The sequence below is a fragment of the Lamprocystis purpurea DSM 4197 genome, from assembly GCF_000379525.1.
Taxonomy (GTDB): Bacteria; Pseudomonadota; Gammaproteobacteria; order Chromatiales; family Chromatiaceae; genus Thiodictyon; species Thiodictyon purpureum.
Genome location: NZ_KB902538.1, coordinates 1 through 24,032, shown reverse-complemented (window position 1 = coordinate 24,032; position 24,032 = coordinate 1). Strand labels below are relative to the sequence as shown.

Annotated in this window: 25 protein-coding genes; 5 read left to right on the top strand and 20 right to left on the bottom strand. The window is 64.1% G+C overall.

Annotated features, from left to right (window positions below; translation table 11 throughout):
- Window positions 1–18: 18 nt before the first annotated feature.
- The 9 genes from A39O_RS35265 to A39O_RS0125930 form a co-directional block, all read right to left on the bottom strand.
- On the bottom strand, window positions 19–819 hold the full coding sequence (locus A39O_RS35265) for an HIRAN domain-containing protein (RefSeq protein WP_020507581.1): 801 nt from the start codon (window positions 817–819) through the stop codon (window positions 19–21).
- A 7-nt stretch (window positions 820–826) separates the two neighbouring features.
- A complete protein-coding gene (locus A39O_RS41265; RefSeq protein ID WP_020507580.1) occupies window positions 827–1,033 on the bottom strand; it encodes a hypothetical protein in 207 nt (68 codons plus the stop codon).
- Window positions 1,030–1,368 (bottom strand): hypothetical protein, encoded by a 339-nt coding sequence (locus A39O_RS0125960; protein WP_020507579.1) that lies wholly within the window; start codon window positions 1,366–1,368, stop codon window positions 1,030–1,032. The genes A39O_RS41265 and A39O_RS0125960 overlap by 4 nt, the downstream gene beginning before the upstream one ends.
- A 134-nt stretch (window positions 1,369–1,502) precedes the next feature.
- Window positions 1,503–4,757, bottom strand: coding sequence for an anti-phage-associated DUF1156 domain-containing protein (locus tag A39O_RS37145; protein WP_157640421.1), 3,255 nt, complete (start codon window positions 4,755–4,757; stop codon window positions 1,503–1,505).
- Window positions 4,758–4,887: 130 nt separating this feature from the next.
- On the bottom strand, window positions 4,888–5,133 hold the full coding sequence (locus tag A39O_RS35255; RefSeq protein WP_040528798.1) for a hypothetical protein: 246 nt from the start codon (window positions 5,131–5,133) through the stop codon (window positions 4,888–4,890).
- A 64-nt stretch (window positions 5,134–5,197) separates the two neighbouring features.
- On the bottom strand, window positions 5,198–5,443 hold the full coding sequence (locus A39O_RS0125945) for a hypothetical protein (RefSeq protein WP_020507576.1): 246 nt from the start codon (window positions 5,441–5,443) through the stop codon (window positions 5,198–5,200).
- Between the two features lie 94 nt (window positions 5,444–5,537).
- The gene (locus A39O_RS35250; RefSeq protein WP_157640420.1) at window positions 5,538–6,221 is read right to left on the bottom strand and encodes a DUF3780 domain-containing protein; all 684 of its coding nucleotides are present in this window, start codon (window positions 6,219–6,221) and stop codon (window positions 5,538–5,540) included.
- A 151-nt stretch (window positions 6,222–6,372) separates the two neighbouring features.
- A complete protein-coding gene (locus tag A39O_RS0125935; protein WP_020507574.1) occupies window positions 6,373–6,756 on the bottom strand; it encodes a GxxExxY protein in 384 nt (127 codons plus the stop codon).
- Window positions 6,757–6,948: 192 nt separating this feature from the next.
- Entirely contained in the window at window positions 6,949–10,053 is a 3,105-nt protein-coding gene (locus A39O_RS0125930; protein ID WP_211211735.1) for a DUF499 domain-containing protein, read from the bottom strand.
- A gap of 429 nt (window positions 10,054–10,482) precedes the next feature.
- Here A39O_RS0125930 and katG point away from each other — a divergent pair, with 429 nt between their 5' ends.
- The 5 genes from katG (at window position 10,483) to A39O_RS35245 (ending at window position 17,165) form a co-directional block, all read left to right on the top strand.
- Entirely contained in the window at window positions 10,483–12,711 is a 2,229-nt protein-coding gene (gene katG, locus A39O_RS0125925; RefSeq protein ID WP_020507572.1) for a catalase/peroxidase HPI, read from the top strand.
- A 352-nt stretch (window positions 12,712–13,063) separates the two neighbouring features.
- Window positions 13,064–13,606 (top strand): YaeQ family protein, encoded by a 543-nt coding sequence (locus tag A39O_RS0125920; protein WP_020507571.1) that lies wholly within the window; start codon window positions 13,064–13,066, stop codon window positions 13,604–13,606.
- 5 nt (window positions 13,607–13,611) lie between these two features.
- Complete coding sequence (gene ald, locus A39O_RS0125915; RefSeq protein WP_020507570.1) at window positions 13,612–14,736, top strand: alanine dehydrogenase; 1,125 nt, start codon at window positions 13,612–13,614, stop codon at window positions 14,734–14,736.
- A 217-nt stretch (window positions 14,737–14,953) separates the two neighbouring features.
- Window positions 14,954–16,039: an alanine racemase gene (alr, locus tag A39O_RS0125910; protein WP_020507569.1), complete on the top strand. Its 1,086-nt coding sequence runs from the start codon at window positions 14,954–14,956 to the stop codon at window positions 16,037–16,039.
- Between the two features lie 148 nt (window positions 16,040–16,187).
- Complete coding sequence (locus A39O_RS35245) at window positions 16,188–17,165, top strand: hypothetical protein (protein WP_020507568.1); 978 nt, start codon at window positions 16,188–16,190, stop codon at window positions 17,163–17,165.
- A gap of 84 nt (window positions 17,166–17,249) precedes the next feature.
- On the opposite strand, the gene A39O_RS0125900 is transcribed toward A39O_RS35245, so the two are convergent.
- The 11 genes from A39O_RS0125900 to A39O_RS35220 all read right to left on the bottom strand — a co-directional run.
- Window positions 17,250–19,388 carry a CDC48 family AAA ATPase gene (locus tag A39O_RS0125900; RefSeq protein ID WP_020507567.1) on the bottom strand — a complete coding sequence of 713 codons (2,139 nt, stop codon included), beginning with the start codon at window positions 19,386–19,388 and terminating at the stop codon, window positions 17,250–17,252.
- A 4-nt stretch (window positions 19,389–19,392) separates the two neighbouring features.
- A complete protein-coding gene (locus tag A39O_RS0125895; protein WP_020507566.1) occupies window positions 19,393–19,926 on the bottom strand; it encodes an Hsp20/alpha crystallin family protein in 534 nt (177 codons plus the stop codon).
- Between the two features lie 99 nt (window positions 19,927–20,025).
- Window positions 20,026–20,721, bottom strand: coding sequence for a hypothetical protein (locus A39O_RS35240; protein WP_020507565.1), 696 nt, complete (start codon window positions 20,719–20,721; stop codon window positions 20,026–20,028).
- Window positions 20,722–20,733: 12 nt separating this feature from the next.
- Window positions 20,734–21,096: a gas vesicle protein gene (locus tag A39O_RS0125885; RefSeq protein WP_020507564.1), complete on the bottom strand. Its 363-nt coding sequence runs from the start codon at window positions 21,094–21,096 to the stop codon at window positions 20,734–20,736.
- Window positions 21,097–21,106: 10 nt separating this feature from the next.
- Window positions 21,107–21,502 carry a gas vesicle protein K gene (locus A39O_RS35235; RefSeq protein ID WP_020507563.1) on the bottom strand — a complete coding sequence of 132 codons (396 nt, stop codon included), beginning with the start codon at window positions 21,500–21,502 and terminating at the stop codon, window positions 21,107–21,109.
- Window positions 21,495–21,713 carry a gas vesicle protein gene (locus A39O_RS0125875; RefSeq protein ID WP_020507562.1) on the bottom strand — a complete coding sequence of 73 codons (219 nt, stop codon included), beginning with the start codon at window positions 21,711–21,713 and terminating at the stop codon, window positions 21,495–21,497. Before A39O_RS0125875 ends, A39O_RS35235 begins: the two co-directional genes overlap by 8 nt.
- A complete protein-coding gene (locus tag A39O_RS37140) occupies window positions 21,710–22,129 on the bottom strand; it encodes a gas vesicle protein GvpG (protein ID WP_020507561.1) in 420 nt (139 codons plus the stop codon). The genes A39O_RS0125875 and A39O_RS37140 overlap by 4 nt, the downstream gene beginning before the upstream one ends.
- A gap of 74 nt (window positions 22,130–22,203) precedes the next feature.
- A complete protein-coding gene (locus tag A39O_RS0125865) occupies window positions 22,204–22,980 on the bottom strand; it encodes a GvpL/GvpF family gas vesicle protein (RefSeq protein WP_020507560.1) in 777 nt (258 codons plus the stop codon).
- Window positions 22,981–23,062: 82 nt separating this feature from the next.
- Window positions 23,063–23,266 (bottom strand): hypothetical protein, encoded by a 204-nt coding sequence (locus A39O_RS35225; RefSeq protein ID WP_040528796.1) that lies wholly within the window; start codon window positions 23,264–23,266, stop codon window positions 23,063–23,065.
- A 24-nt stretch (window positions 23,267–23,290) separates the two neighbouring features.
- Window positions 23,291–23,683 carry a hypothetical protein gene (locus A39O_RS0125855; protein ID WP_020507558.1) on the bottom strand — a complete coding sequence of 131 codons (393 nt, stop codon included), beginning with the start codon at window positions 23,681–23,683 and terminating at the stop codon, window positions 23,291–23,293.
- Window positions 23,684–23,717: 34 nt separating this feature from the next.
- On the bottom strand, window positions 23,718–24,032 hold a 315-nt coding region (locus A39O_RS35220), incomplete at its 5' end, for a hypothetical protein (RefSeq protein ID WP_040528794.1).

Below are 24,032 nucleotides of genomic sequence, written 5' to 3'. Positions count from 1 at the left end.
ACACCCAGACCGAGGGCCTCAGGCGGCGCGTTGCTCCGGTGTTGCGTCCGAAGGTTCGATACCGAGCTGCAGTGGGGCGCCGGAACCCTTGGCAGAAAGCGGTTCAAACTCGGGTGCCCCGCACACAACGAAGCCGACCGGCCAGGGTGCCGACAATCGGCATCGCAGGCGGTATTGCATCGGCGCATCCCGATTGACGGCATCGACTTGGACCCGAACCGGCTGCGCACCGGTGCTGTCAAGTAGCCGCAGCACGTCGTTTGCGTAGTACCGAGGTACATAGCCGACCAGTTGGACCGGTTCACCGGTCCGCATCATCAGCGCCATCGTATCGCGGTCGTTCTGAACATCCTGAACCAGAAACAGGGGTTGACCGACCTGCAATTGCTCGATGCTCGCCTGACACGCCGGCGAAAGGTGCCGCAAGCCGCGCGCGAAGAACAGAATCTCATAGCGCCGATCTTCGGTGGGCTCCGGACAGGGAATCAGCTCCAGAGCGTCCGTTGCGCGCACCCCGCCCGTTCGGCCGAGTTCGTCGAGGGCGTCATTGTCGTCCTGATTCAGACCGAGCCACTGCATATAGCGCCGATACTCGGGCCTTACCTTTGGCAGGATGCGATTGGCAAACAGCGGAAACAAATCCTCGGAGACATACTCCGCATCCAGATCAGTCAGACGACCGAACGCCTCGAAGTCCGGTACCTGACGGCAGCCCCGCGTGTAGACGAACCGATACAGGCCATTGCTCCTCGTCAAGCGCCCGACGGGCGCCCAGCGCCGAGAGCCTTGGTCCTGCATGGCGACGAAGAGGGTATTCATAACGCATTCACTCCGGTTCAAGCAGACGGGCGCGGTTCTCCAGCATGACCTGGAGGGCAAAGCGCCTGGCCGTCTCGGTTGCAATGGACTCTGGCAGGGCCTGGACGATGGCATCGAGCGCCTCCGGGCCAAGGGCGCCGAGCCTGGCACGCCAATACCCCGCCGCGTCCGGGTGCCAGGCCGCCGCCCGGCAATAGGCATCGAATGTCGTCATTGGCTTGGTACTGGCTTCGCGTCGTATCCGGCATGGGTCCGGGCCAAGAGTTCGTTGCCATGGATCAACTGCCCGCCGGTGGGCACGATGGTCGGGGAGACCACGCCTGGGCGTTGGTTCCAGACAGCCAGTTCGTAGTCGGCATGGGGAAGATTCAGGCCGCGTGCCACCTCGCAGGCCAGCTTTTCCGCCCAATGCTCGCCGCTGCCTGGATACCCTTCCTTGAACAGTGTGCGCGTGCCGTCTGCCGCGCGGAACCAAAACTTAGCCTTGGTGCCCAGTTGCTCCAACTGTGAGCCCGCATCCGAGGCGACAGTGACGATTCGGTATTCCATGGCGACCGTGCAACCTAGCTTAGAACCGCGGGTGGCTCAAAAGCTGAGCCTGCCCGAGGCCGACGCAGCACTTTCCGATGGATGGACTGCGGTCTGGTGCAAGCGACCTCCTGGCCCGCCGTCCGCGCGGCGGGTTACACATGGTCGTTCTCCAGTGTCCCCGCAAGCAGCCGGGCGGCCTCGGCGTCGGATCCCCAGTGCGGGATCGGCAGCCGACCGATGAAGCTGAGCATGCCGACCATGATCTCGCGCCGTGCCCAGTAATCCGGGATCTCGGTCTTGAGATAGGTCAGGCCGATCTTGGTGCTGTCCTGGTCCGCACTCTGGTAGACGGCGAACAGGCAGTGGCGCAGCAGCGATGAGCCGAAGCCCTCAGTACCCCAGTCCCGACGCTTGAACTCGGTGGCCGTCTTGAGCCGCGTCTGGTTGGCCTTGCCGCTCTCCAGCATGAAGCGGTAGTCCCGCACCCCGAAGCCGCGGGCGAACTCCTGGAAGACGCCACTGCGATAGTCGCCGTGGGACTCGACCTCCAGGCACTTGAGATAGAGCTTCTCCTCTGGTGAAAGGCGTTTCCAGATGTGGGACTCGACGCCCTCGGGCACCAGATAGTTGCTCGCGGTCTTCACCGCGTCCTCAATGATGCGCTCGATCGGCGAGACCTCGCCGCGCTTGCGTTCGCGAGCCAACTCGTAGGCCACGTCGATGTCCTCGATCCCCTGGTACTGGGTCAGCACCCGCAGCGCCGCGGCATAGGCGGCGAGTTGATAGTCGGCGTCTGAGAAGTTCGGGTCCTCCCGGTCGTCCAGCCCCAGCATGGATTTGAGTTGATGTTCGACCTCGATTTCCACCTGGGGGACGATCTCGTCGAGGAAGGCAACCGCCTCCGAGGTCTGCTTGCGCAGCACCATGAGCACGGTGCCCTGGACGTAGTTGCTGCCTTCCTTGCCGCCGTAGGGCGTCTCCGTCGCCACGGTCCAGGCGGCCGTCACCCGCAGGCCAGCCGCCCACAGGATTAAGGCCAGGTCGGCCCAGACACCTGCGTCCGTATGGGTGAACATGACGATCTGCATTCCATTGTCCGGCATGTGCCGGGCCAGGTTGCCGTATGCCTCCACCATCCCCTGGCGGAACGCTTTACCGGAGCCCCGGATGGCCAGCGCCCGTTTGCTGTCCGGGTACCAGTTCGGGAAGATCCGGGGCAAATGCCTTTCGTACCAGGCGAGGAAGAACTCCGACAGCTCGTGGTAGTTGATGGCGTCGGCATAGGGCGGATCGGTGATCCAGATGGCGCACTCGGCCGTGAGTGTGCGGACCTCACTGACCGCGACCACGGACTGACCGGCGATCATGGATGGCGTCACATCCAGGAACAGGCTATCTCGCAGCGTCGGCAGTGAGCGGGCGGCATAGTTGTTGAGCGTGTTGAGCGCCTGATTGCTAAAGGTCTGTACCACCTTCTCATGACCCGCGTCCGTCCACCAGCGACACAGGCGGGAATCCCAATCGCCGCAGCGTCCGGAACCCAGCAAATTGGCCGTTGCCAACAGGGAGTCGACGACCGGGGCTAATCCGCTTTCCGCCTGGATGAGCCCATGGATCAAGAGTTGTCGCGGCGTGAAGAGATGATGCCAATGCGTCCAGCCGCGGGTTCGCGGTGGCTCGTCGGTCTTGTCACCCGGCTCTATGCGACGGCTGGGGATGAAGCCGCGGGTCTGCCAGTCGGCGAAGCGTTCGCGTAACAGTGTGAGCGCCCGCACCTCCCGTTGCAGGTCCTGCGCATCGCATTCATGATAAAGGGCGCCGGGGATCTGATTTCCGAGCGTTTGCACATCCGCTAGGCGCTGGGTCTGGGCTAGGCGCAGATCAGTCAGGACGCGGCGCTGGGCGTCCAATTTTGCCTTCGGCGCCTTAGTCGCCTGCAGTTCCTTCAAGATGTCCTCGGCCGCGTCAAGCTGCGCATCCTCACTCAGCCAGTCCCGAGTGCGTAGATCATGCAGATCCAGGCGGTCACTGGCGTCCAGCAGTTCGGCCAGGGCCGCGATGGCGTCGTCCAGATTGACCCAATCCGGCACCGGCCGCGCAGCGGACTTGCCCGCCCGTTCATGCTGCTCGGCCCACAGTAGTGCATCCAAGGTCGGCAGGCGCCAGCGGATGCAGTAGAGACGTTCCTGAAAGACATCGTCCGGCCGCGGGATCAGGTCGGCGCTCTCCCATTGACGCAATCCGCGGGCACCGCCGCCACCGCGACCGTCGCCCCGGATGGCGCTCATCGCCGTCGACTCGCCGCAGTGCGGGCAGTGCAGGCGGGAATTGCGCACCGTGCCGATCCGCGCCGCCCGTAGCTCATCCGCGGTCACACCCTGATGGATTTCAATGCAAAAAGAATTCTCACACGGAGACACAAAGTCACAAAGATTCTTCTCTGTGTTCTTTGTGTCTCCGTGTGAGTCATTCTTTTCGACAGGTCGCGCAATCGTATAGGTCTTTTCGCCGATCACCCAAGACGGCGCCAGCGGCACCATCCAGCCGCAGTCCGGACAGGGGGTCTCGGTGCAATAGAGGTAAACGTCCGCACGCCAGCCAACCGCGTTGTGCTCGATGCGCCAGTCGGTGACTTGGCGGTCGACGGCGTGATAGACGGCCTCTTGGGCCTCGCGGACACGCTCGGCGACGCCGGAGCCGCCGCCGATGAGATTCAGACCCGCCCAGGTGAGCAGGGCGGCAACCGGATTCAGATCTGAGCCATAGGCATCGCAGCCCAGGCGGGCGGCCTCGAAGGGAACGCTGCCGCCGCCGCAGAAGGCGTCCCCGACCCTTGGCGTGTGGCCGAAGCGGCGCACACCCAACTCCCGGACCAAATCGGCCAGGCTTGCGGCGCTGGTACCAAGATGGGCATTGATGTCGGCCCATACCTCTGGCGAGGGACCGTCGATGTGCTCGGGACGGTCGCAGTAGACGAGCTTGTCGTCATAGTGGAGCCGCTCGAAGGCCAGCCGTTGGACTTCCTCCCGTCCCGTGCTGTCGATGCCCGCGCGCAGTCGCGGGCGCTCCGGGTCTGTTCCAGGCTTGAACCAGTCGTTGCGCTCCGCCGGTGTCAGGAGGGCGTAGGCGTCTTTGAGAGCGATGCTCTTGGACTTACGACGCCAAAGGCCGGCATCGTCCATCGTCAACAGCTTGAGAAAGACCGCACGGTCCGTCTTGGGATCTTTCGATGCGGGCATCAGGAGCCCGAGGATGGCCGCGCGAACCAGGATCAGGGGCTTGCGGCCCCACCACTTGCCGAGCCCGGTCAAGGTCTGGCTGCTGTTCCCCATGCGCTCCTTGTAGCTCTCCTTGGAGAGCTTGGAGACGGGGAACTGAGTCTCGATGAACGTAAGGTCATTGTCCATGCTCATGAGTCGTCAGATGGTCCAGACCGTGCGCAGATTCGGATAGAGCTGAATCGTTTCATCGGCTCCGGCAGTTTTCGGTTGAGCTTGGGGTGCAGCCAGCGTATCCAGGCATGGGTGTCCAACAGTATCACGGGTAGAGGTCTCCCCATTCCGCCGGCGAGAGCGCTGGGGCGATATCGTCGCCATGTAGCCGGGCGTCCTTATCGTATAGGCGCGGCGATGGCCGGTGCCGCCGCATGGCCATGGATCGGTCCGCCCGATCATTGTCGAACAGAACGATGACACGCGCGTGCCCCGCTTGGCGTGGCTCCGGAAGCTGGATCCGGATCTCGCCGTTTTGGTCGATTTCCGCTTCGATTTCTATGGCTTGCATGTGCGCGATCCGGTGATCTCGTTGACGGTTACATTGTTCAGGTGACTGTCGAACCCTGCTCGGCTCATCGCGCGGGGCCGCTCGAGAATGCGTTATGGCGTCGGTCCTCGACGTCGCGCAGGAAGTCCTGGAATGCCTCATCCGGCATGTCCGCCCAGATGCCCGCGAAGTCATTGGCTTGCGCGCTGCCGTCGGCAGGTGTGCTTTCCAGATCGACACGGTAGCGGTGGACGATGCTGAAGACCTCGGCGATTTTATCGTCCGGGATCGAGGCAATCTCTTCGGAAAGTTGTTGTCTGGAAATGGCCATGGCGGGGTCTCTTTAATCACGGCATCGCGGGTCTTGAAGGTTCCGCCCCACTCCAGCCCTCCCCCATGCGGGGGCGGCGGGTAGGAAGAAGGGCTTAGCGTTCGGGTTGGACTTCCTTCGTCTTGGCTCGACGCGGTGCGCGGACGGTCTTGCGTTCGGCTGGGGTCGGTGTAGGAACGGGCAGCGCCGGGGATGCCTGGTGTCGCTGCAATTCAAACACAGGCAGGGGTTCGTGCGACATGCCGGACACCGGGTTCTCGGTGAGTGCGTAGCGCACGGCCTTGCGCCAGCCCTTGCCGCGGCCCTGGATGGCATGGCCGGTGGCGGCGCTGGTCATGGTGTAGAGCCACCAGCGCTCCTCCGGGACCAAACCGAGCCAGTTCCTGATCGCGGCGGGGATCAGGGCCGGGTCAGCCTCCTCGATCGCCCAGGCGAGCAGCACCAGTTCCTTGCCCAACAGGCGGGAGACGGGGTTGGCCCCGGTCTTCCAGCTTCCGGACTTGATGCCGTCCTGTTTCAGGCGCTTGTTGATCTCAACCCGGACCTCATCGGCGATGGCGTCCCACTTGGCGCGGGGCAGCATGACGCGCAGTTTGCCCTCGGCCTCGCCCGGGGCGAAGGTCGGGCGACTGGCGGTCCCGTCCGCATCCCAGGTGAAATGCTCGGAAATCAGCACGTCCTCGCGGTTGCCGGCGGGGATGGTGACCAGGAAATGGTGCGCGGATTCCTCGGGGCAGAAGCCGAAACCAAGACACACCGGCTTTTTTGACATTGCCATTCAGGAAACACTCACACTAGGGCGTCAGAGTTAAGAATTCTCACACGGAGACACAAAGAACACAAAGATTAATAATGCATTTGAAGCCACTGTTTTCTCTTCTTGGTGTTCTTTGTGTCTTTGTGTGAGTCATTCTTTCCTTTAACGCGAGTCACTCGATCTGTCCGTTGATGATACGCTCGATCCCGTCTTTCATCAGGGCTTCGCCGAAATTGAGAAGATAACCCAGCTTCAGACCCGATAAACGGAGATAGGTAATGACCTGTTTGCTATGTGCTTTTGTGGTTTTCTCGACGGACTTCAACTCCAAGAGGACCTTTTCCTCAACGATTGCGTCTGCACGGAACCCTTCTTCGAATGTGATGCCGCGATAGACAATCGGGATAGGAACCTGTCGTGCGACCTTCAGACCCCTTTCGCGCAGCATTTCCGCGAGGACCACCTCATAGACGGATTCGAGCAGCCCCGGCCCAAGATCCCGGTGCAATTGAATTGCGCAGTCGATGACCAAGCGCCCGATTTCGTTTTCATTCATCGTTAGGAATTCTCACGCGGAGACACGAATCATTAAGAATTCTCACACGGAGACACAAAGAGCACAAAGATAAATAATGAATCTGCAACCATTTTTTCTCTTCTTAGTGTTCTTTGTGCCTTTGTGTGAGTCATTCTTTTCTCCCGTGCCTTTGTGTGAGTCATTCGCTCTCGCTTGATGCGGACGCGCACATTATGCTTGCTCGACCTCGCCACGGGGCAGCTCGACGGCGATGTCGTGAACATAGTCCAAAAGCTGTTGGCCGGTGGGGAACCAGAGGGCGGAGGCTTCGATGCTCACCTCGCCCTCGCTGACCAGGGAGCGCAGGTGCTCCACGGCGGCATGGATCTGGTCGGTGTCGAGCAGCATTTCGTCGGCGAGCGTCAATTCCGCCCATTGACCGTCGAGCACTGCAATCCGTTGGGCCGCCGCCTTGCCCCCGTGCTTTTTCAGTCGCTCGATGAATCCATACGCGCTAGGGGTCGTGCTGAAATGGAAGATCTTCTCGGGGCGACTCAAGGGGCGCCAGGTGGCGGGTTGGCTTGGGTCGATGGGCTTCTCGATGGCCGGGTCCGGCCCCGCTCCCCAGTCGACCGAAACCTTATGGGTATCGGAGACGATGCCCTTGTCCTCCGCGACGGCGAGCACGAACCGGCTGCCGCCGGGGACCGCGAAGGGGTCGTCATAGACACCGCCAGCCACCTTGGGATCCGATCCATCCGTGGTATAGCGCGTGGGGGCGGGCGGCGCAGTGCGCAACTCCACTCGCTTGTCCTCGCTGCTGCCGTAGACCCGGCTCTTGATGGTGATGCGGTTGTTCCAGGTGACTGGCTCGCCGGTCTCGTGTTTGCCGGTGGAGTCGGCGGCCAGGAAGGAGACGATCAACTCGTCGGTCTCGTAGTCGCGCCCCGATAGCTTTTGCGATGCGGCGGTGGCCGGTGCACCGATCTCCACATAGACGGTGTCGCCGTTGACCGGCGTGGCGCGCAGCTTCACGCAGCCGGTGTCGTCGTCGCGGGACAATTCTTGGATCTTGACCTGGGTGACGGGCTGGGGGAACGGGCCTTTCTCGACATAGCCGCCGTCCTCGCGCCAGACCTCCCGGTGCAGCGCGTCGGCCTTGAGCTTGTCCAGCGCGTCGGGCCGGTGCCATTGCCAGGCGGGGCTGGTGGCCGCGCGGCGTTTGATCTCGCTCCAGAGCATGACTTTTTGGGTAAAGAGACGCGCTTCGACTTTCTTGACGAAGGTGTCGCCGGTCACGTCCTCCGTGTATTTCATCTTGCCCTTGAGGGTGCGGACGATCTGGTCTTCGCCGTCGTACTTATTGGCGGTGAACTCCATGGGGAAGTCCGCGGACATGAGGCGCTGGGCGCTCGGGTAGTAGAGGGTGGCGAAGGTCTCGCGCAGCGCGCTGCCGAACTGGTTCTGGATGCGGTCGAGCAGGTCGCGGGCCTGAACGAGTTGGGGGTCGTTGTCCGGGGTGCCCTCGGACTTCAACTCGTCGATGATGTGGCGGATCGCCTTCAACTCCTTGGCAGCGTTGAGCAGCGAGTCGAAGCTGCGCTGGCCGGTCAGGAAGCAGATACGGTTCTTGAAATCGATGTTGTCGTAGAGCGTCGTCAGATCCGGGTTGAGCCCGCCGGGGTGGGGATTGGCGATGACGAGTACGGTCCGATCCTGGGTCACGTCGATCTCATCCACCGCGGGCAGGGCTTGGACCTTCTGGTAACAGTACCCGGTCTCGGGTTTGAACAACTCGGTGAGGCGTTCGCGCAGTTCCTTCAACGATTGGTCGTGCAGGTAGCTCTCGGCGGTGGTGCGCAGCCGGGCAACCAGATTCTGGACGTTCTTGACGAAGAGGCGTCCGTCGCGCCCCGCGTGCAAGTACCAGGCGGTGGTGACGAGGCGGTTGAGCACCTCGTTCTTGAGTTTGGAGATGTCGCGGCCGGGGGCGCAGAGGTTGGCGATGATCTCCGGCAGGGTGAGCCCCTTGGTTCCGCCCGCCACATTGCTCAAGGACGCGACCAGCAGGAGCTTCATCACGTCTTGGGCATCGCTGCCGCTCAGGTTGGTGTCCAGAACCTCGGCGACCGACTGACCGCCGGAGGCGATGTCGTACGACACCGCGTTTTCCAGACTGCTGTTGATCTGGTTGATCTCGGACAGGGTTTCGCGGTCGTTGAGGTCGATGTCGTGGGCGCTGATCAGGTAGGCCCGGTCCGCCGCGCCGTTCTCCCACAGACGGGAGGCGACGATGCGCATGAGCCGGATCAGGCCACGGGTCTGCTGGAAGCCGGGATTTTCCTTGAAGCGGGCGTAGAGGTCGCGGATCGCCGGGTGGAAGGGGTAGGACTCGGTCACCCGCGCGGCGAACTGCTCGGGCGAGGCGTTGGTGACATCCATCTGGCGGGCGTCGCGGACGGACTTGGCATAGCCTTGGGCCACATCGGCGATGGCCTCTCTGGACGGCAGTTCCGCGAAGAGGCGCCGGCGCAGGATCTGGTAGAACTCGTCCGTGTTCATGCGCACCGGCTCCAGGCTCATCGCCGAACGGCCGGTCTCTTTGTCCAGATCGCCCAAGGCCTGGATGATCTGCTGGCTGCCGCCCGCGTAGGTCGCCGTCAGGTCGGTGATGACGAGACAGACGTTGGACAACTCGTCCTTGCCGATGGCGACCAACAGGTTGGACAGCGCGGTGGCGGTGACCACCGAGAGGTCGGAGTTGCCGATGGTCTTGGATTTAGCGTACTCGAAGTAAGGGGGCAGCTCGTCCAACAGGATCAGGAGCGGGTCGCCCTTGAGCAGGTTGATCCAGGCGGTCTGGCCGGGGGCGGACAGCGGTGTGTAGTAATCCGCAAACTGCCCCTTCTTGCCGAGTTGGGTGGCGATGGCGCCCCAGATGCCCAGCGGGGTATCGCTCTCGCGGCCGGAGAAGGCAACGACGCGCACCGGCCCCATGTCCCCCGGGGTGTAGAAGCCGTCCATGACCGGGACGCGGTGCTCTGGGTGTTTGGCAAGCAGACCAAAGGCCACCAGGCTATGGGTCTTGCCGCCGCCCATGGCCTGAGTCAGTTTGAAGACACCCTGGGTCGTCTTGCCTTCCAGCCGCCGGAAACCCTCGGTCAGCAGGATCCGCATGCCCTCGGTGGTGTGGTTCTCGCTGAAAAAGGCCGCCGCGTCGATCCGGTCCTGGACCAGGTCGGAGAGGTCGAGGACGGTGTCGCGGCGCGTCTTGTCGAAGATGCTTTCGCGGGGTGTACAGGCTTTGGCGAGTGTCTTCATTGGTCCCTTTGCCATGGAGAGAGGCAACCCATGGATATTGTTTGTTGCAATGGTACAGCGTAAGGCGCTTGCCGGACCATGCTTTACGAGCAGCCTGTCGGGCTCCGGTGCGGCACCGCCGCCGACGACCGAGTATTCTGCCGGATCAACTCCGAATACGATGTTCGCGCGCGCTCTAAGTCACCGGACATCTGAATGCCCGCGACCGCGTTTAAGTGGCCAGTGCCTGCTATCGTCGACACCAATCGCGACAACCGATACTGCCAGTTTGCGCGCAGCAATTCGGTGGCCTACCTTTAACTCGCGCAACACCCCGCCAAAGCAGCGCCGGCCTGGGTTTTAGCGACGACGCCCGCTCCAGACCACAGCGCGAAGACAAGGAAAGTCAGATCAGCGGTGTTGCTCACCACAGTCGAACCCACGTAAGACGAGGAGAAGATTCCCATGCTCATGAAGGCGATCCCGGCGGCCGTCCTCACGGCCCTGCTGACCACCACCGCGGCCGCAGATTCGGCGATGGCGGTTGGCCAAGCGCGGCCCAACAGTTTCTGGTGGCCTGACCAGCTCGATCTGCAGCCCCTGCGCGACCAGGCTCCGGCGTCCAATCCCTATGGCACGGACTTCGATTATGCGAAGGCCTTCGCGAGCCTTGACCTCGCGGCCGTCAAGCAGGACCTCAGGGCGATGATGACCAAGTCCCAGGACTGGTGGCCCGCCGATTTCGGCCACTATGGCCCCCTGTTCATCCGCATGGCCTGGCACAGTGCCGGCACCTACCGCGTGGCTGACGGGCGCGGCGGCGCCGGCGGTGGTCAGCAGCGTTTCGACCCGCTCAACAGTTGGCCCGACAACGTCAATCTCGACAAGGCGCGGCGCCTGCTCTGGCCAATCAAGCAGAAATACGGCCGCAACATCTCGTGGGCCGATCTCATGGTGCTCGCCGGCACCGTCGCGATGGAGGACATGGGCTTCAAGACCGTCGGCTTCGCCGGCGGTCGGGCGGACGACTGGGAGCCCGACCTGGTTTACTGGGGTCCGGAGGCGGACATGCTCGGGCATGCGCGCACCGACGCCAAAGGCACCCTGGAGAATCCGCTCGCCGCCACGCAGATGGGCTTGATTTACGTGAATCCGGAAGGCCCTGGCGGCAATCCCGATCCGCTCGCGGCCGCTGAGCATATCCGCGTGGCATTCGGCCGTATGGCGATGAATGACGAGGAAACCGTCGCCCTGATCGCCGGTGGACACACCTTTGGCAAGACCCACGGGGCCGGCAAGCCGGCGGAGTGCGTGGGCGCCGAGCCCGCCGCTGCGCCGATCCAGCAACAAGGATTGGGCTGGGCCAACCGGTGCGGCAAGGGCAACGCCGAGGACACCATCGGCAGCGGCCTGGAAGGCGCGTGGACCGGCGCGCCGACGCGCTGGACCATGCTGTATCTGAGCAACCTTTTCAACTTCGACTGGGAGCAGACTCGCAGCCCGGCCGGCGCCATTCAGTGGAAGCCAAAGGATGGAGCGGGTGAGGGCACGGTCCCCGACGCCCATGTGAAGGGCGTCAGCCATGCGCCGATGATGTTCACGACGGACTTGGCGCTGAAGTTCGATCCAACCTATCGGGCGATCGCCAAGCGCTTCCTGGAGCAGCCGGAGGAGTTTGAACTCGCCTTTGCGAAGGCCTGGTTCAAGCTGACGCATCGCGACATGGGGCCGCGCGCCCTGTATCTCGGCGCCGAGGTGCCCGAGGCAGTGCTGCTCTGGCAGGATCCGGTGCCTGCGGTCGACCATCCGCTGATCGACGACAGCGACATCGCGACGCTCAAAAAGCGCATCCTGGCTTCCGGTCTCACGACAGGTGAATTGGTACGTACCGCCTGGGCGTCGGCATCCACCTTCCGCACGAGCGACAAGCGCGGCGGTGCCAATGGCGGGCGCATTCGCCTCGCGCCGCAGAAAGACTGGCCGGTCAATGATCCGGCAAGCCTGGCGAAGGCGTTGCAGACCCTGGAGGGCATCCGGACGACCTTCAACGACGGCGCCGCCGACGGCAAGCAGGTCTCGCTGGCCGATCTGATCGTCCTCGGCGGTGCCGCGGCCATCGAGCAGGCGGCCAGGGATGCCGGCTATAAGGTTGCCGTCCCCTTCCGGCCCGGGCGCACGGATGCCACCCAGGAACAGACCGATGTCGAGTCCTTTGCCGTCCTGGAGCCGACGGCCGATGGCTTCCGCAACTATTTTGCGGACGGTAACAGCCGGTCGCCGACCGCGATGCTGGTGGACCGTGCCGACCTGCTGGGGTTGACCGTTCCGGAGATGACGGCACTGGTTGGCGGGATGCGCGCCTTGGGTGCCAACAGCCGTGGCTCGAAGCATGGCGTGTTCACCAATCGCCCCGGCCCGCTGACCAATGACTTCTTCGTCAACCTGCTCGATATGAACACCCAGTGGTCGCCGGCGGCGGACGCTGCCGGTCTCTATGAGGGACGAGACCGGGCGACGGGCGCGCTGAAATGGACGGCGACGCCGGTGGACCTGATCTTTGGATCGAACGCCGAGTTGCGTGCCATCGCCGAGGTCTATGCGTCCGCGGATGGTGGTGAGGAGTTTGTCCGCGACTTTGTCGCCGCCTGGACTAAGGTGATGACGGCCGACCGCTTCGAGCCGCAGCGGGGCTAGGCAGCAGTCGCTCGGGCCGGGGTTGGCGTCAGCCCGGCCCGGGCCTCGCGCGTGCGTAGTCAGGGCTTCCAGCCCTGACTGTTCCAGCTCCGAGCCAGGCCAGGATGGCCTGACTACGCACTTTCACGGTAAACCCTCGATCTCCGGTTTTCTTATGGCCGGAACTCCGATCAAGGCCTACGACGCGACGGATGAACCCGGAGCAGACCTCCGACGTGACGACCAGGCGCCGACCTTCACGGATTCTATGCGGATACTTGTTTGCCGCGGGCGGCCACCGTCCGCAACCACCTGCCGGTCCGCTCGGGGTTAAGATAGCGGTCCAACCCGCTTCAACATTCAGGACAGACCCATGGCCCTCAAGGCGACCGTGTTCAAGGCCCAGGTACAGATCAGCGACATGGACCGTCACTATTACGGGTCGCACGCGCTCACGCTGGCGCGCCACCCTTCGGAGACCGACGAGCGGATGATGGTCCGGCTGCTCGCCTTCTGTTTGCTCGCCGATCCGCTGCTGACCTTCGCCAAGGGGTTGAGTACGGACGAGGAGCCGGATCTCTGGCAGCACAGTCTCAGCGGTGAGCTGGAACTCTGGGTCGAGGTCGGCCTGCCCGATGCGCGGCGCCTGCGCCAGGTGTGCGGGCGCGCCCGCCAGGTGGTGGTGATCAGCTATGGGGGCCGGACGGCCGCCCTGTGGTGGCAGCAGAACAGCGAGGCGCTGGCACGGCTGCAGAACCTGCGGGTGCTGGACCTCGAAAATGCCGACGAGGTCGATGCGCTGACGGCATTGGTCGCGCGGAGTATGGATCTGACCTGCACCATCGAGGGCGGCCATTGCTGGGTGAGGGACGATCAGACCACGGTGGAGCTGTCACCGCTGGTGCGGCAAGGGTAACAAAGATGCTGATCGGCGTACCCCGAGAGATCAAACCCCAGGAGTATCGCGTCGGCCTGACCCCCGAGTCGGTGGCCGAGTTGGTCCATCAGGGCCACGCGGTGCTGGTGGAGACGCAGGCCGGGGCGGGCATTGGGGCGGACGATGCGGCGTATCAGGCGGCGGGCGCGCGGATCGCACCGGACGCGGCGGCGGTCTTCGCCGCTGCGGAACTGATCGTCAAGGTGAAGGAACCGCAGGCGGCGGAGCGGGCGCGGCTGCGTCCGGATCAGGTGCTCTTCACCTATCTGCACCTGGCGCCCGATCCGGATCAGGCGCGCGATCTGTTGGCGTCCGGTGCCGTGTGCATCGCTTATGAGACTGTCACCGACGCTCAGGGCGGTCTGCCGCTGCTCAAGCCGATGAGCCAGGTGGCCGGGCGGCTCGCCGTCCAGGCCGGGGCCTGGGCGCTCCAGGCGGGTCAGGGCGGGCGCGGACTGCTGTTGGGCGGGGTGCCGGGCGTGGCGCCGGCGCGGGTGCTGATCCTGGGCGGCGGGGTGGTGGGTTTCAATGCCGCCCAGATGGCGGTCGGCATGCAGGCGGATGTGACCATCCTGGACCGTAACCCGGCCGTTCTGGAGCGGCTCGCCACGCATTTCGGCGTCGGTGCGCGGGTGCTGTATTCCAACCGCGCGGCCCTGGCCGCCGAACTGACGGGTGCCGATCTGGTGATCGGCGCCGTGCTGGTGCCGGGCGCTGCCGCGCCCCGGTTGGTGACCCGCGCCCAACTAGCGACCATGCGCCCCGGTGCGGTGCTGGTGGATGTGGCCATCGATCAGGGCGGCTGTTTCGAGACCTCCCGCCCCACGACCCATGCCCAGCCGCTCTACAGCGTCGACGGCATCCTGCACTATTGCGTCGCCAACATGCCGGGGGCGGTGCCGCGCACCTCGGCCATGGCACTGAACAACGCGACCCTGCCCTATGTCCTGGCCTTGGCGGCCAAGGGCTGGCGCCTCGCCTTGACCGAGGACCCGCACCTGCGTGCCGGGCTCAACTGTTGTGCGGGACGCGTGACCCATGCCGCGGTGGCCGCCGCCCTGGGGTATGACCTGACGCCGGCGGATGCCATGCCGGCGGGGACCCTTTAGGGCGTTCCATCTTATCGCCTTCGGACGTGATAACCGGACGTAGGGGCGGGTTTCAAACCCGCCCCTACACGAAGCTCTGTCTGGATATCAGGTGCGAACGCTATATCTTGCAGGTCCGTGCTTGCTGCGCGGTACCATCCATGCACCGGATTCCGGCATCCTGCCGGAATGACGCCGCAACTTCAGTTGAAGCGAGGTACTCGATGCGGAGTCTGCAATGAGTCGACCCACCCGCGCCCGTATCGATCTGGATGCGCTGCGCCATAATCTGCGCCATGCCAAGGCGCTGGCCGGAACGGCACGTGTCGTCGCCGTGGTCAAGGCGAACGCCTATGGTCACGGCGTGGTCCCGGTCGCCCGTGCGCTGGTCGGGCAGGCCGACGCCTTCGGGGTCGCCTGCGTGGAGGAGGCCGCCGAACTGCGGGAGTCCGGGATCAGCGATCCCATTCTGCTCCTGGAGGGGGTCTTCGCCCCGGACGAGATCCGGCTGGTCGATCAACTTGGCCTGTCGATGGTGGTTCACTGCCGGGAACAACTGGAGTGGGTGCGGGCGGCCCGTCCGGCCCGGCCGCTGAACTGTTGGCTCAAGCTGGATTCCGGGATGCATCGTCTGGGTCTGACACCGGAGGCTCTGGTGCCGGCGTATCGGGCGCTGACCGCACTGCCCCAGGTGGGCGAGGTGGTGCTGATGACCCACCTGGCCCGTGCCGACGAGCCGGATCAGCCCTATACCAGCCGTCAACTGGCCCTGTTCGGCGCGGTCTGCGGCGGTCTCAAGGTCCAGCGCAGCCTGGCCAGTTCGGCCGGTCTGCTGGCCTGGCCGGACGCGGTTGGCGACTGGGTGCGCCCCGGCATCATGCTCTATGGCGCCACCCCGCTGGGCGATGGACATCCATCGGCGGCCCGGCTGCGCCCGGTCATGACCCTGGAATCGGCCCTGATCGCCGTGCGCGACCTGGCCCCCGGCGAGCCGATCGGGTATGGCGGGCGCTTCGTCTGCGCGCGACCGACCCGGGTGGGTGTGGTCGCGGCTGGGTATGCGGACGGCTATCCCCGCCACGCGCGCGACGGTACCCCGGCGGCCGTCAACGGACACCTGACCCGGCTCATCGGCCGGGTTTCCATGGATATGCTCACGGTGGACCTGACTGAGGTGCCGCAGGCCCGCGTCGGGGATTCGGTGGAACTCTGGGGCGCCCGCGTCAGCGCCAACGCGGTCGCCGCCGCCGCCGACACCATTTCCTACCAACTGTTCACCGGCGTGACCAGCCGGGTGCCGCGGGTCTACGAGGCCATCCTTTAACGCTGGAACCAGCTAGACGCAAATCGACGACGACTCTTTAATTTGCGTTCAGGTGCGTTCATGTGCGGAAGAATCCACGTCTACCTTTCGCACCGAGCGCGGCCAGTTGCCGCCGCCGGGGCGTACAGCACTGGTTCCGTTTGCTGCTATGTCTGATAATCCACTGACGCATCACGAGATTCTGACCCTGGTCGAACCCTTCAGCCGCAGCGGCCGGCAACTGGATCTGGCGGCCAGCGACCGCCCGGAGCGGCGCCTGGTTTTCAAGCCGCGTGAGTATCCGCCCAAGACACTCTTCGGACCCACGTTGACTGAGACGCTGGTCCTGGAGAACCCGCGCTCCGATCTGTACCGACTCGTCCGGAACATGCACATCCCGTCGGGTGAAACCGCGACCTTGCGCATCGAGGGGTCGGACCCCGCAAACCTGGTCGAGCGGTTGGACCGCATCGCCACGCAGGTCCATTTCCAGGTATGCCGTGGCGTCACCATCGCCCGCAGCTACCGGTTGATCTACAACCCGAGCAGCGTCCGGGGCGTGCCGGGGCAAGACAATCTGGTCCTGAATGAGGCGAAGGCCGATTTGGGCAACATCGAGCTGACCCTGGACGCCGGGATCGGGACCCGCGGTCCGGCGGAAGTCCATCTGACGGCGAAACCCGAGCAGGTGTTTGCGCCGCCCGATGATTTGCTGGCGGTCCTGGGCTGGAGCTGGAGGCCGCTGCGGCCCATCAAGAACGGCTGGCGATCACTGCTGCGCCTGCCGGCGAGCGAACCCAAGCGCACGCCCGCGCTCGAACAGAAACTGGTGCAGACCGTGGACCATCTGGCGCTCACCCTGGCCGAGCCGCCGGCGCGTTTCCACCAACGTTTTCCGGTGGCACGCTGGATCTGTGTGACGCGGCGGTTGACCGGGATTCTGGTGGTCGTGGGTCTGGTGGCCGCGGGACCGCTGATCATGTTCATGGATCTGGCGCCGGGTTCCATCTGGCGCTTTCTGGCCTTTCACTCGCCGCCCTTTCTGATGATCGGCTTCTTCATGGTCAAGGAGCTGCCGCTCATGCGCCCGCCGCGGATTCCCAGCCCACCGCCAGCGACGGCCTGGGTGCCGACTAGGTCAAACTGAGGCGATCACCAAACAAAAAAACGGCGCGGCCCCATTCACCGGGACCGCGCCGTACGACTGCCTCGGGTTTGAGGCCTTTCCCCCCTAACGGGTTCTGACCGAGTCGAGCGCGGCCGTCAGGTCGGCCATCTCGATCAGGACCTTGACTGCTTCCGGGTCCGGCGCGTCGGGATTGCTTGCCACCGCGCGCCGCACCGCGGCCAGGGCGGCGCGGTTGCAGACGGCGGCGACTTCCGCACCGCTGAAGCCGGCACTGTCGCGCACCAGGGTATCGATATCGATGCCGGGGGTGACGGGCTTGCCGCGCAGATGAACGTTGAAGATTTCCTGGCGTCCTTCATCGTCCGGGACCGGGATGCGGATGATCTCGTCAAAGCGTCCGGGTCGGAGGATCGCCGGGTCGAGGATGTCCACCCGGTTGGTGGCCCCCAGGACCAGGACCCCGCGCAGATCTTCGATGCCGTCCATCTCGGCCAGGAACTGGCTCAGGACGCGCTCGCCGACCGGGTTGTCGCCGCCGCCGCCGCGGGCCGACACCAGGGCGTCGATCTCGTCGAAGAACATGATGCAGGGAGCGGCCTGCCGGGCCTTGTGGAACATCTCACGCACGGCGCGTTCGGACTCGCCGACATACTTGGACATCAGGGCCGGGCCCTTGATCGAGATGACGTTGACCTGGGTCTCATTGGCCACGGCCTTGGCGAGCATGGTCTTGCCGCAGCCGGGCGGGCCGTCGAGCAGGATGCCCTTGGGCGGGCGCACGCCGGCCTGTTCGAACAGGTGCGGGTATTTGAGCGGCCAGGCGACGGCTTCTTTCAGGAGTTCCTTGGTCTGATGCAGACCGCCGACGTCGTCCCAGCTCACGTCCGGGATTTCGACGAAGACCTCGCGGACCGCGGACGGCTCCACGTCGTGCAGGGCCTCGATGAAATCGTCGCCGCAGATTTCGAGTGTGACCAGGCGTTCGTAAGGAATCGTCTGCAGGCTGAGATCCAACTCCGGCATGACGCGCCGCAGACAGATCATGGCCGCCTCACGGCACAGGCCCTGCAAGTCCGCACCGACGAAGCCGTGCGTGACATCGGCCAGGTGGCGCATGTCGACGTCGGCCTTGAGCGGCATACCGCGGCTGTGGATCTCGAGGATCTCCAGCCGGCCGTTACGGTCCGGGATCGGGATCTCGATCTCGCGATCGAAGCGTCCGGGTCGACGCAGCGCCGGATCGATCAGATCCGGCATGTTGGTGGCGGCGATGACGATGACGTTGGCGCGGCGGTTGAGCCCGTCCATCAGGGCGAGCAACTGGGCCACCACCCGCTTCTCGACCTCGCCCAGCGTCCCCTCGCGCTTCGGGGCGATGGCATCGATCTCATCCAGGAAGATGATGCTGGGCCCCTTGGCCCCGGCCTCCTGGAAGATCTTGCGCAGATGCGCCTCGCTCTCGCCGTAGAACTTGTGGATGATTTCGGGGCCGCTCACCGAGAAGAAGTTGGCCTCCGCTTCGGCGGCGATGGTGCGGGCGATCAGCGTCTTGCCGCAGCCCGGCGGGCCCTTCATCAAGACGCCCTTGGGCGCATCAATCCCGAGCCGGTCGAAGAGCTCCGGATAGCGCAGCGGCAATTCGATCATCTCGCGGATGCGCTGGAGTTGGGGCTTGAGGCCGCCGATATCCTCGTAGGAGACCGGGTTGGGGACCGATGCCGCGGCCGCGGCCTTCTGGCCTTTAGGTCCGCTGATGACCAACTGCGTGGTCGGGTTGATGATGACGGTGCCGCGCGGGCTGGTGCCCGCCACCCGGAAGTCGGTCGCACGGCTGCCGAACAGGGTGACGCGGACGCGATCTCCCTCGCGGACGGGCAGTCCATCGAGCAGGCTGCCGATATAAGGCAGGTCCCGCTCGGTGGGGGTGACGGTGGTCGGCGCGAGGGTGATACGGTCCGCCGGGGCGTGTTCCGTCACCCGCAGGACGACGAACTCGTCAAGCCCGGCGCCGGCATTGTCGCGGCTGATGCCGTCCAACTGCACGCGACCCTGGCCGCGAATGTCCTTGAACGCGGGCAGCACCTTGCAGACCGCCGTGCGCTTGCCCTCCACCTCGACGATGTCGCCGATGGCCACGCCGAGGCGGGCCATGTCCGCCGGGTCCATCCGGGCAAAGGCGCGGCCCACGTCTTTGCTCAGGGCCTCGGTGACCTTCAATCTCAAATCGACCGTCTCGCTCATGGCCCTACTCCTTGTCTGCGGTCGGCGGAGTCTTGGCGCACTTGATTTCGACCACGCCGTTGTTGCAGGTAATGCTCAAGACACCGCTATTGCACGGGGCCGGAAGCATGATCTCCTTGTAGTAGGAGCGCTCTCCCTTGCCGGCGCGCAGGGTCAGGATGTCATCGGCGACTTCGGCCTGGACCTCCTCGACCGCGACGCCGGGCATTTCGGCCACGAGGACGATCTGCTCCGGCTCGTCAAAGATGTCGATCACCGGCTCCCGAACCTCTTGCACCACGGCATGGCCGGTCTTTTTGTCGCGCTTGATGTTGCCGAAGGGCTCCACCTTGACCTCGTCGCGGTCACCGCCGATGCCGGTACGCACGGTAAACCCGTAGACGCCCTTGAAGTTCTTGCCCTCGCTCTGGACGTCGAAGTTGCCCTCGCGTTTGAGTTGTTCGCCCTTTTCGGCCAAGTCCCCGAGTTTTTCGACCAAATTGGCGAGTCCGCCGAAAAGGCCCTCGACCGATCCTGCCTGACGTTTACGGTTGATCATCTTTCGTTACCTCGTTGTGAGCTGCGGTGCGCCACCCTGGTACATTGCGCCCTGGTGCTATCCCGCGGCGGTGGATAGCGGGGACTCCCCGTGGCCCCGTCAGGGATCGGTGTCGCCTTCGGCCGGTGCGCCGACCCCGTCGGCCCCTACCGGGGTACCCAAAGGGTAGGCGACCTGGATGTCCGGATCGAGCCAAGGGGTGACGTCATGGAGCATCCCGAGGAACAGGATGCCGACCTCGCCCGCGGCCAGGGTTGCGTTGATGCGCTCGGCAATGAAGCGGTCACGTGCCTTGAGCAGCATGCGCGCGTGCATCTGCAACGCGTCGCGGCCGTCCCCGTCGAGTTCTTCCATCTGTTCGGGGGCCAGGAGGCGTTTGGCCAGGTTGTATTCCTGGAGCAGCAATGGGGCTGACTCGGTCCCCATGATCGTTGCCCCTTTGGTATGCAGGCGCAGCAGTATCCGATGGTTACGGCTGCCTTTGTACGTCATCTCCTTGACAATATCGAGTTCGTGCTCGCAGATCGGCAAGCCGTCCTGATAGAGTCGGGTCCGTTCGGGATGCAGGTGCATGGCGTCGATCAGCCGTTCGATCTCGGTCCACATCTGATCGACCGTATGGACCCGCCGCCGCCAGGCCTCCGCACCCAAGGCGGTGCGGGTGGCGGACTGAACGGGTTTGCCCAAGGCCCCCAGGTCGACGACACTGTGGATGACCGGGCAATAGATCAGGGTGCGCGGCACCGCGAGACCAGTGTGACCGGTCTCCGGAAGGGGATGGGTCTGGTCTGACATGGCGGCTTGTCCTTAAGGCTGCGCGGCTCCCTCGGCGGGTCCCTGCTTGATCAGCAGGGACTCGATCCGGGCCAAACGGTCTTCGATGGAGGCTGTTGCGGCAGCGGTCGGCGGGGCTGTTAAGGCCAGTGCGGGCTCCTGCTTGGACAGACCCTTGAACATGGCGTTATCGGACCACCAGTCGATGCCCATTTCGCGGGCTTTGTCCACCGAGCAAATCACCAGGCGCAACTGGATGGTGAGCAGTTCGATGTCGACGAGTTTGATCCGGATGTCGCCGGCAATGACGATACCCTTGTCGAGCACCCGCTCCAGCAGGTCGGCGACGCTGGTGCTGTTGGTTGAATGCGTGAGGCTGGCGCGTTGCAGGGACATGATAGCGGCCTTAGAAAAGCTTGCCGAGCGGTCCCAGGTCGAGGTTCAGATCCTCTTCCTCGAGGCCGAGGATGCGGCGCAGGCGGTCGATTTCATCAGCCTGACGCATCAGTGTCAGACCCAATTGTTCGATATCGTCGTCGCCGAGATCGCCGCCGTCCATGCGGCGGATCGCCTGACGTTCCAGCAGGACGTGCAACAGCTTCACCAGGGTCAGCACCAGTTGGCCCAGACCCCGCTGTACGCGCTCGGCATCGATGTCGATCCGGCGGCTGGTGCCGGCGACCTTTGATTCGAGCAGTTCCGCGAGCAGACTCGCCTGGCGTAAGGGTGCATCGACGCCCGCGGGATCCGGCGAGGGAAGGGGTTGGTTGGTGACTTCGGCGGTGTCGGCGGCGCTAGACATGGAGGTGTTCCCGCCGCGCGGTTTCCACGGAGGTGAGGACCAGTTGCAGGCTGAGATACAGCAGGTCTACATTGGCCACCGCGATGGTCAACTCCCCGGAAATCACCGCGCCCTTGTTCAGGATGCGATCCAGCGCCTCGCACAGCGAGACACGCTGCAGCTCCTGGTGGGCTTCAGAGTCGTTCGGGGTGTCGCCGATCGCGAGCATCATGACGAGACGTTCTTCTTGGTCGGAATGGTGGATGGGCCGGGGCTCGCAGGCTCCGCAGCGATCGGGGTCTCGATCAGGGCGTTGCGCACACCGGGGTAGGCGTCGGCCACAACGACGGTCGATCCGGACTCCGAATCGTTGTCATCGTCATCGTCGTCGTCATCATCTTCGTCTTCATCCCCAGCCTCCGTGCGCGCGTCCAGGGCGTCGAGTTCGTCCAGCAGGGCCTGCTCGCGATCGTCGAAAACCTCTTCCGTGATGTCGCCTTGCTCCAGTGACACGTAGAGGGCGCTCAGTTCGGCCATGATCTGATCGCGGCGCTCCCGTTGCGCCTCGCTGGCCGCCTTGTGGATTTCTTTGAATACCCAAAGAATCCCCTTGATTGGCGCGCCCAATATGTCATCAACCAGCAACACGAGACACCTCCAATGCGTGCAGCCGACGGCAGGTCCGCGCCGACTCGATTGTTATCGCGACAGCGTCGTGCCGGTTACAGCTTGATATCCATCTCAACGAAATTGTGGGGTGCCCAGGGTCCATTGAAGTCGAACGCGAAGTTGTTGTCGAAGGGGCGCGCCGCTTGCAGCACCGCCTGTTCGAACCGCTCCTGATCGCCGCGCTTCACCAGGCAGGCGAGGTTCATGACCTCCTTCTCGGTCCGGCACTTGTTGCGCTTGATCTCACGGGAACAGGTCCGCATGATGGCTTCAACCTGATCGGTGAAGTCCTCGCGGTCCTGTTCGAGCAGGCGCTCGAAACTCCGTCCCAGGGTGATCATCTGGTCCTGCGTCAGGTTACCGCCATCGCGGAAGAAGTCGTCGCGTAATTCCTGCAATTCCGGATGGGCGCCGACGAAGTACTCGAAGATATTGGGCACGTCCCAGGTCATCCGCAGACCCATCTCCACGCCGTCACTCACCCGCTCGAGTTGGCCTAAAAAGGCATCCTGGTTGTCCTTGAGGATGCGGGCGATCGCCGCGTCGTCATCGGCCAACAGGCCGAAGGCGGCGGGCAGGGGGGTGACGTCGCGCAGGAGTTGTTTCAAAACTTCCTGGTGGGCGGCGAGATTGCGCCGCTGCGGGCGGATGCGTCCGCTGGCCAGGTCACTGACCACAGCGGCCACCCGTCCATTGCCGATGGTATAGACCAAGCCTTCATCAAGTCCGATATTCCCCAAGTCGTGTTGACCCTGATCGGGGACGATCGCGTAAATGTACCGCCCGACCCCCGCGGTCTCCTTTTCAACTTCTTTGTTTGGCTGTGGCATCGCTGGACCTCTGGCTCGGATCGCGGCCGGTTGCCGCGCTGGCCTTATGCAAAGGGGGGCTCAATCGGGCTGCAATTGGGCTTCACGTGTTATGGGCTTGGGACCGTTGCACCTTCGGTGCCGCTCCGGCCTGAGGGCTGGCGGCCATGGAACGCAGATGACCTTGTTCGACGCGGACCGTCATCAGGCTCTTGCACACCGAACAGCGCAGTGGACCCTCGTAATCATTATAGGCATCGCCCAGATCAATGGCATGACCGCAAAACATACAGTGAACGTTATTCATTTCGGACTCTGGAATGTCGCTTGCTCAATAGCGGATCTTCACGGCGTCGGAGACGCTGGTCTCGACCGGTGTGGATTGCGTGGTGAGGCGCCCCCGACGCCGCGGGTCGCCCGCCGGAGTCCTCATCGACCCCTTGGTCGCCGGGCTTCCGGCGGCTGACGGCGGCACCAGAGGGATGGTCTCGACACCCAGGAGTTGCAGCAACTGCTCTTTCTCCTGATCGATCTCAAGACAACGCGCATCGATATTCGTGACGCGCAGCATGGCGCTTTCACGCTCTTGCTGGCGGCGATGGCGCTCGGTTTCCAGGGCGAACAGCCGCATATACATCTTATGCGGTGTATGCAGGTCGTCCGCTTTGCCCGCCAGAGTCTTGATGTCGCGAACGGTGCGTGCCGGTTGGCTGAATTTGGGCATTTTTTAGATCCTCTGTTGACTCGAGGGACTCAGGCTATACCGGCTTCGGCTCAACCGCCTTGGGGCGCCGTGCTCTGCCGCTGATCCGCGCGACCACCTCATCGACCGGCGATTCATTCAGCGAACTACCGTCGCGGCGGACCTTGGCGACATCCATGTCGAGGATGTCGCGGCAGATATCGCGGAAGAACAGGTTGTCGGCGCGCGCACTGATCTTGCAATTCTGCAGGACGGTCGCGATGGCGATACAGGCGCGCAGGGTCGGGCGATGATGGTTGACGCTCTGCTCACGCAGTTCGCGGACGATGTCCACCACGATGGCCGCTTCGCTGGCCGGCAGTCCGGACTT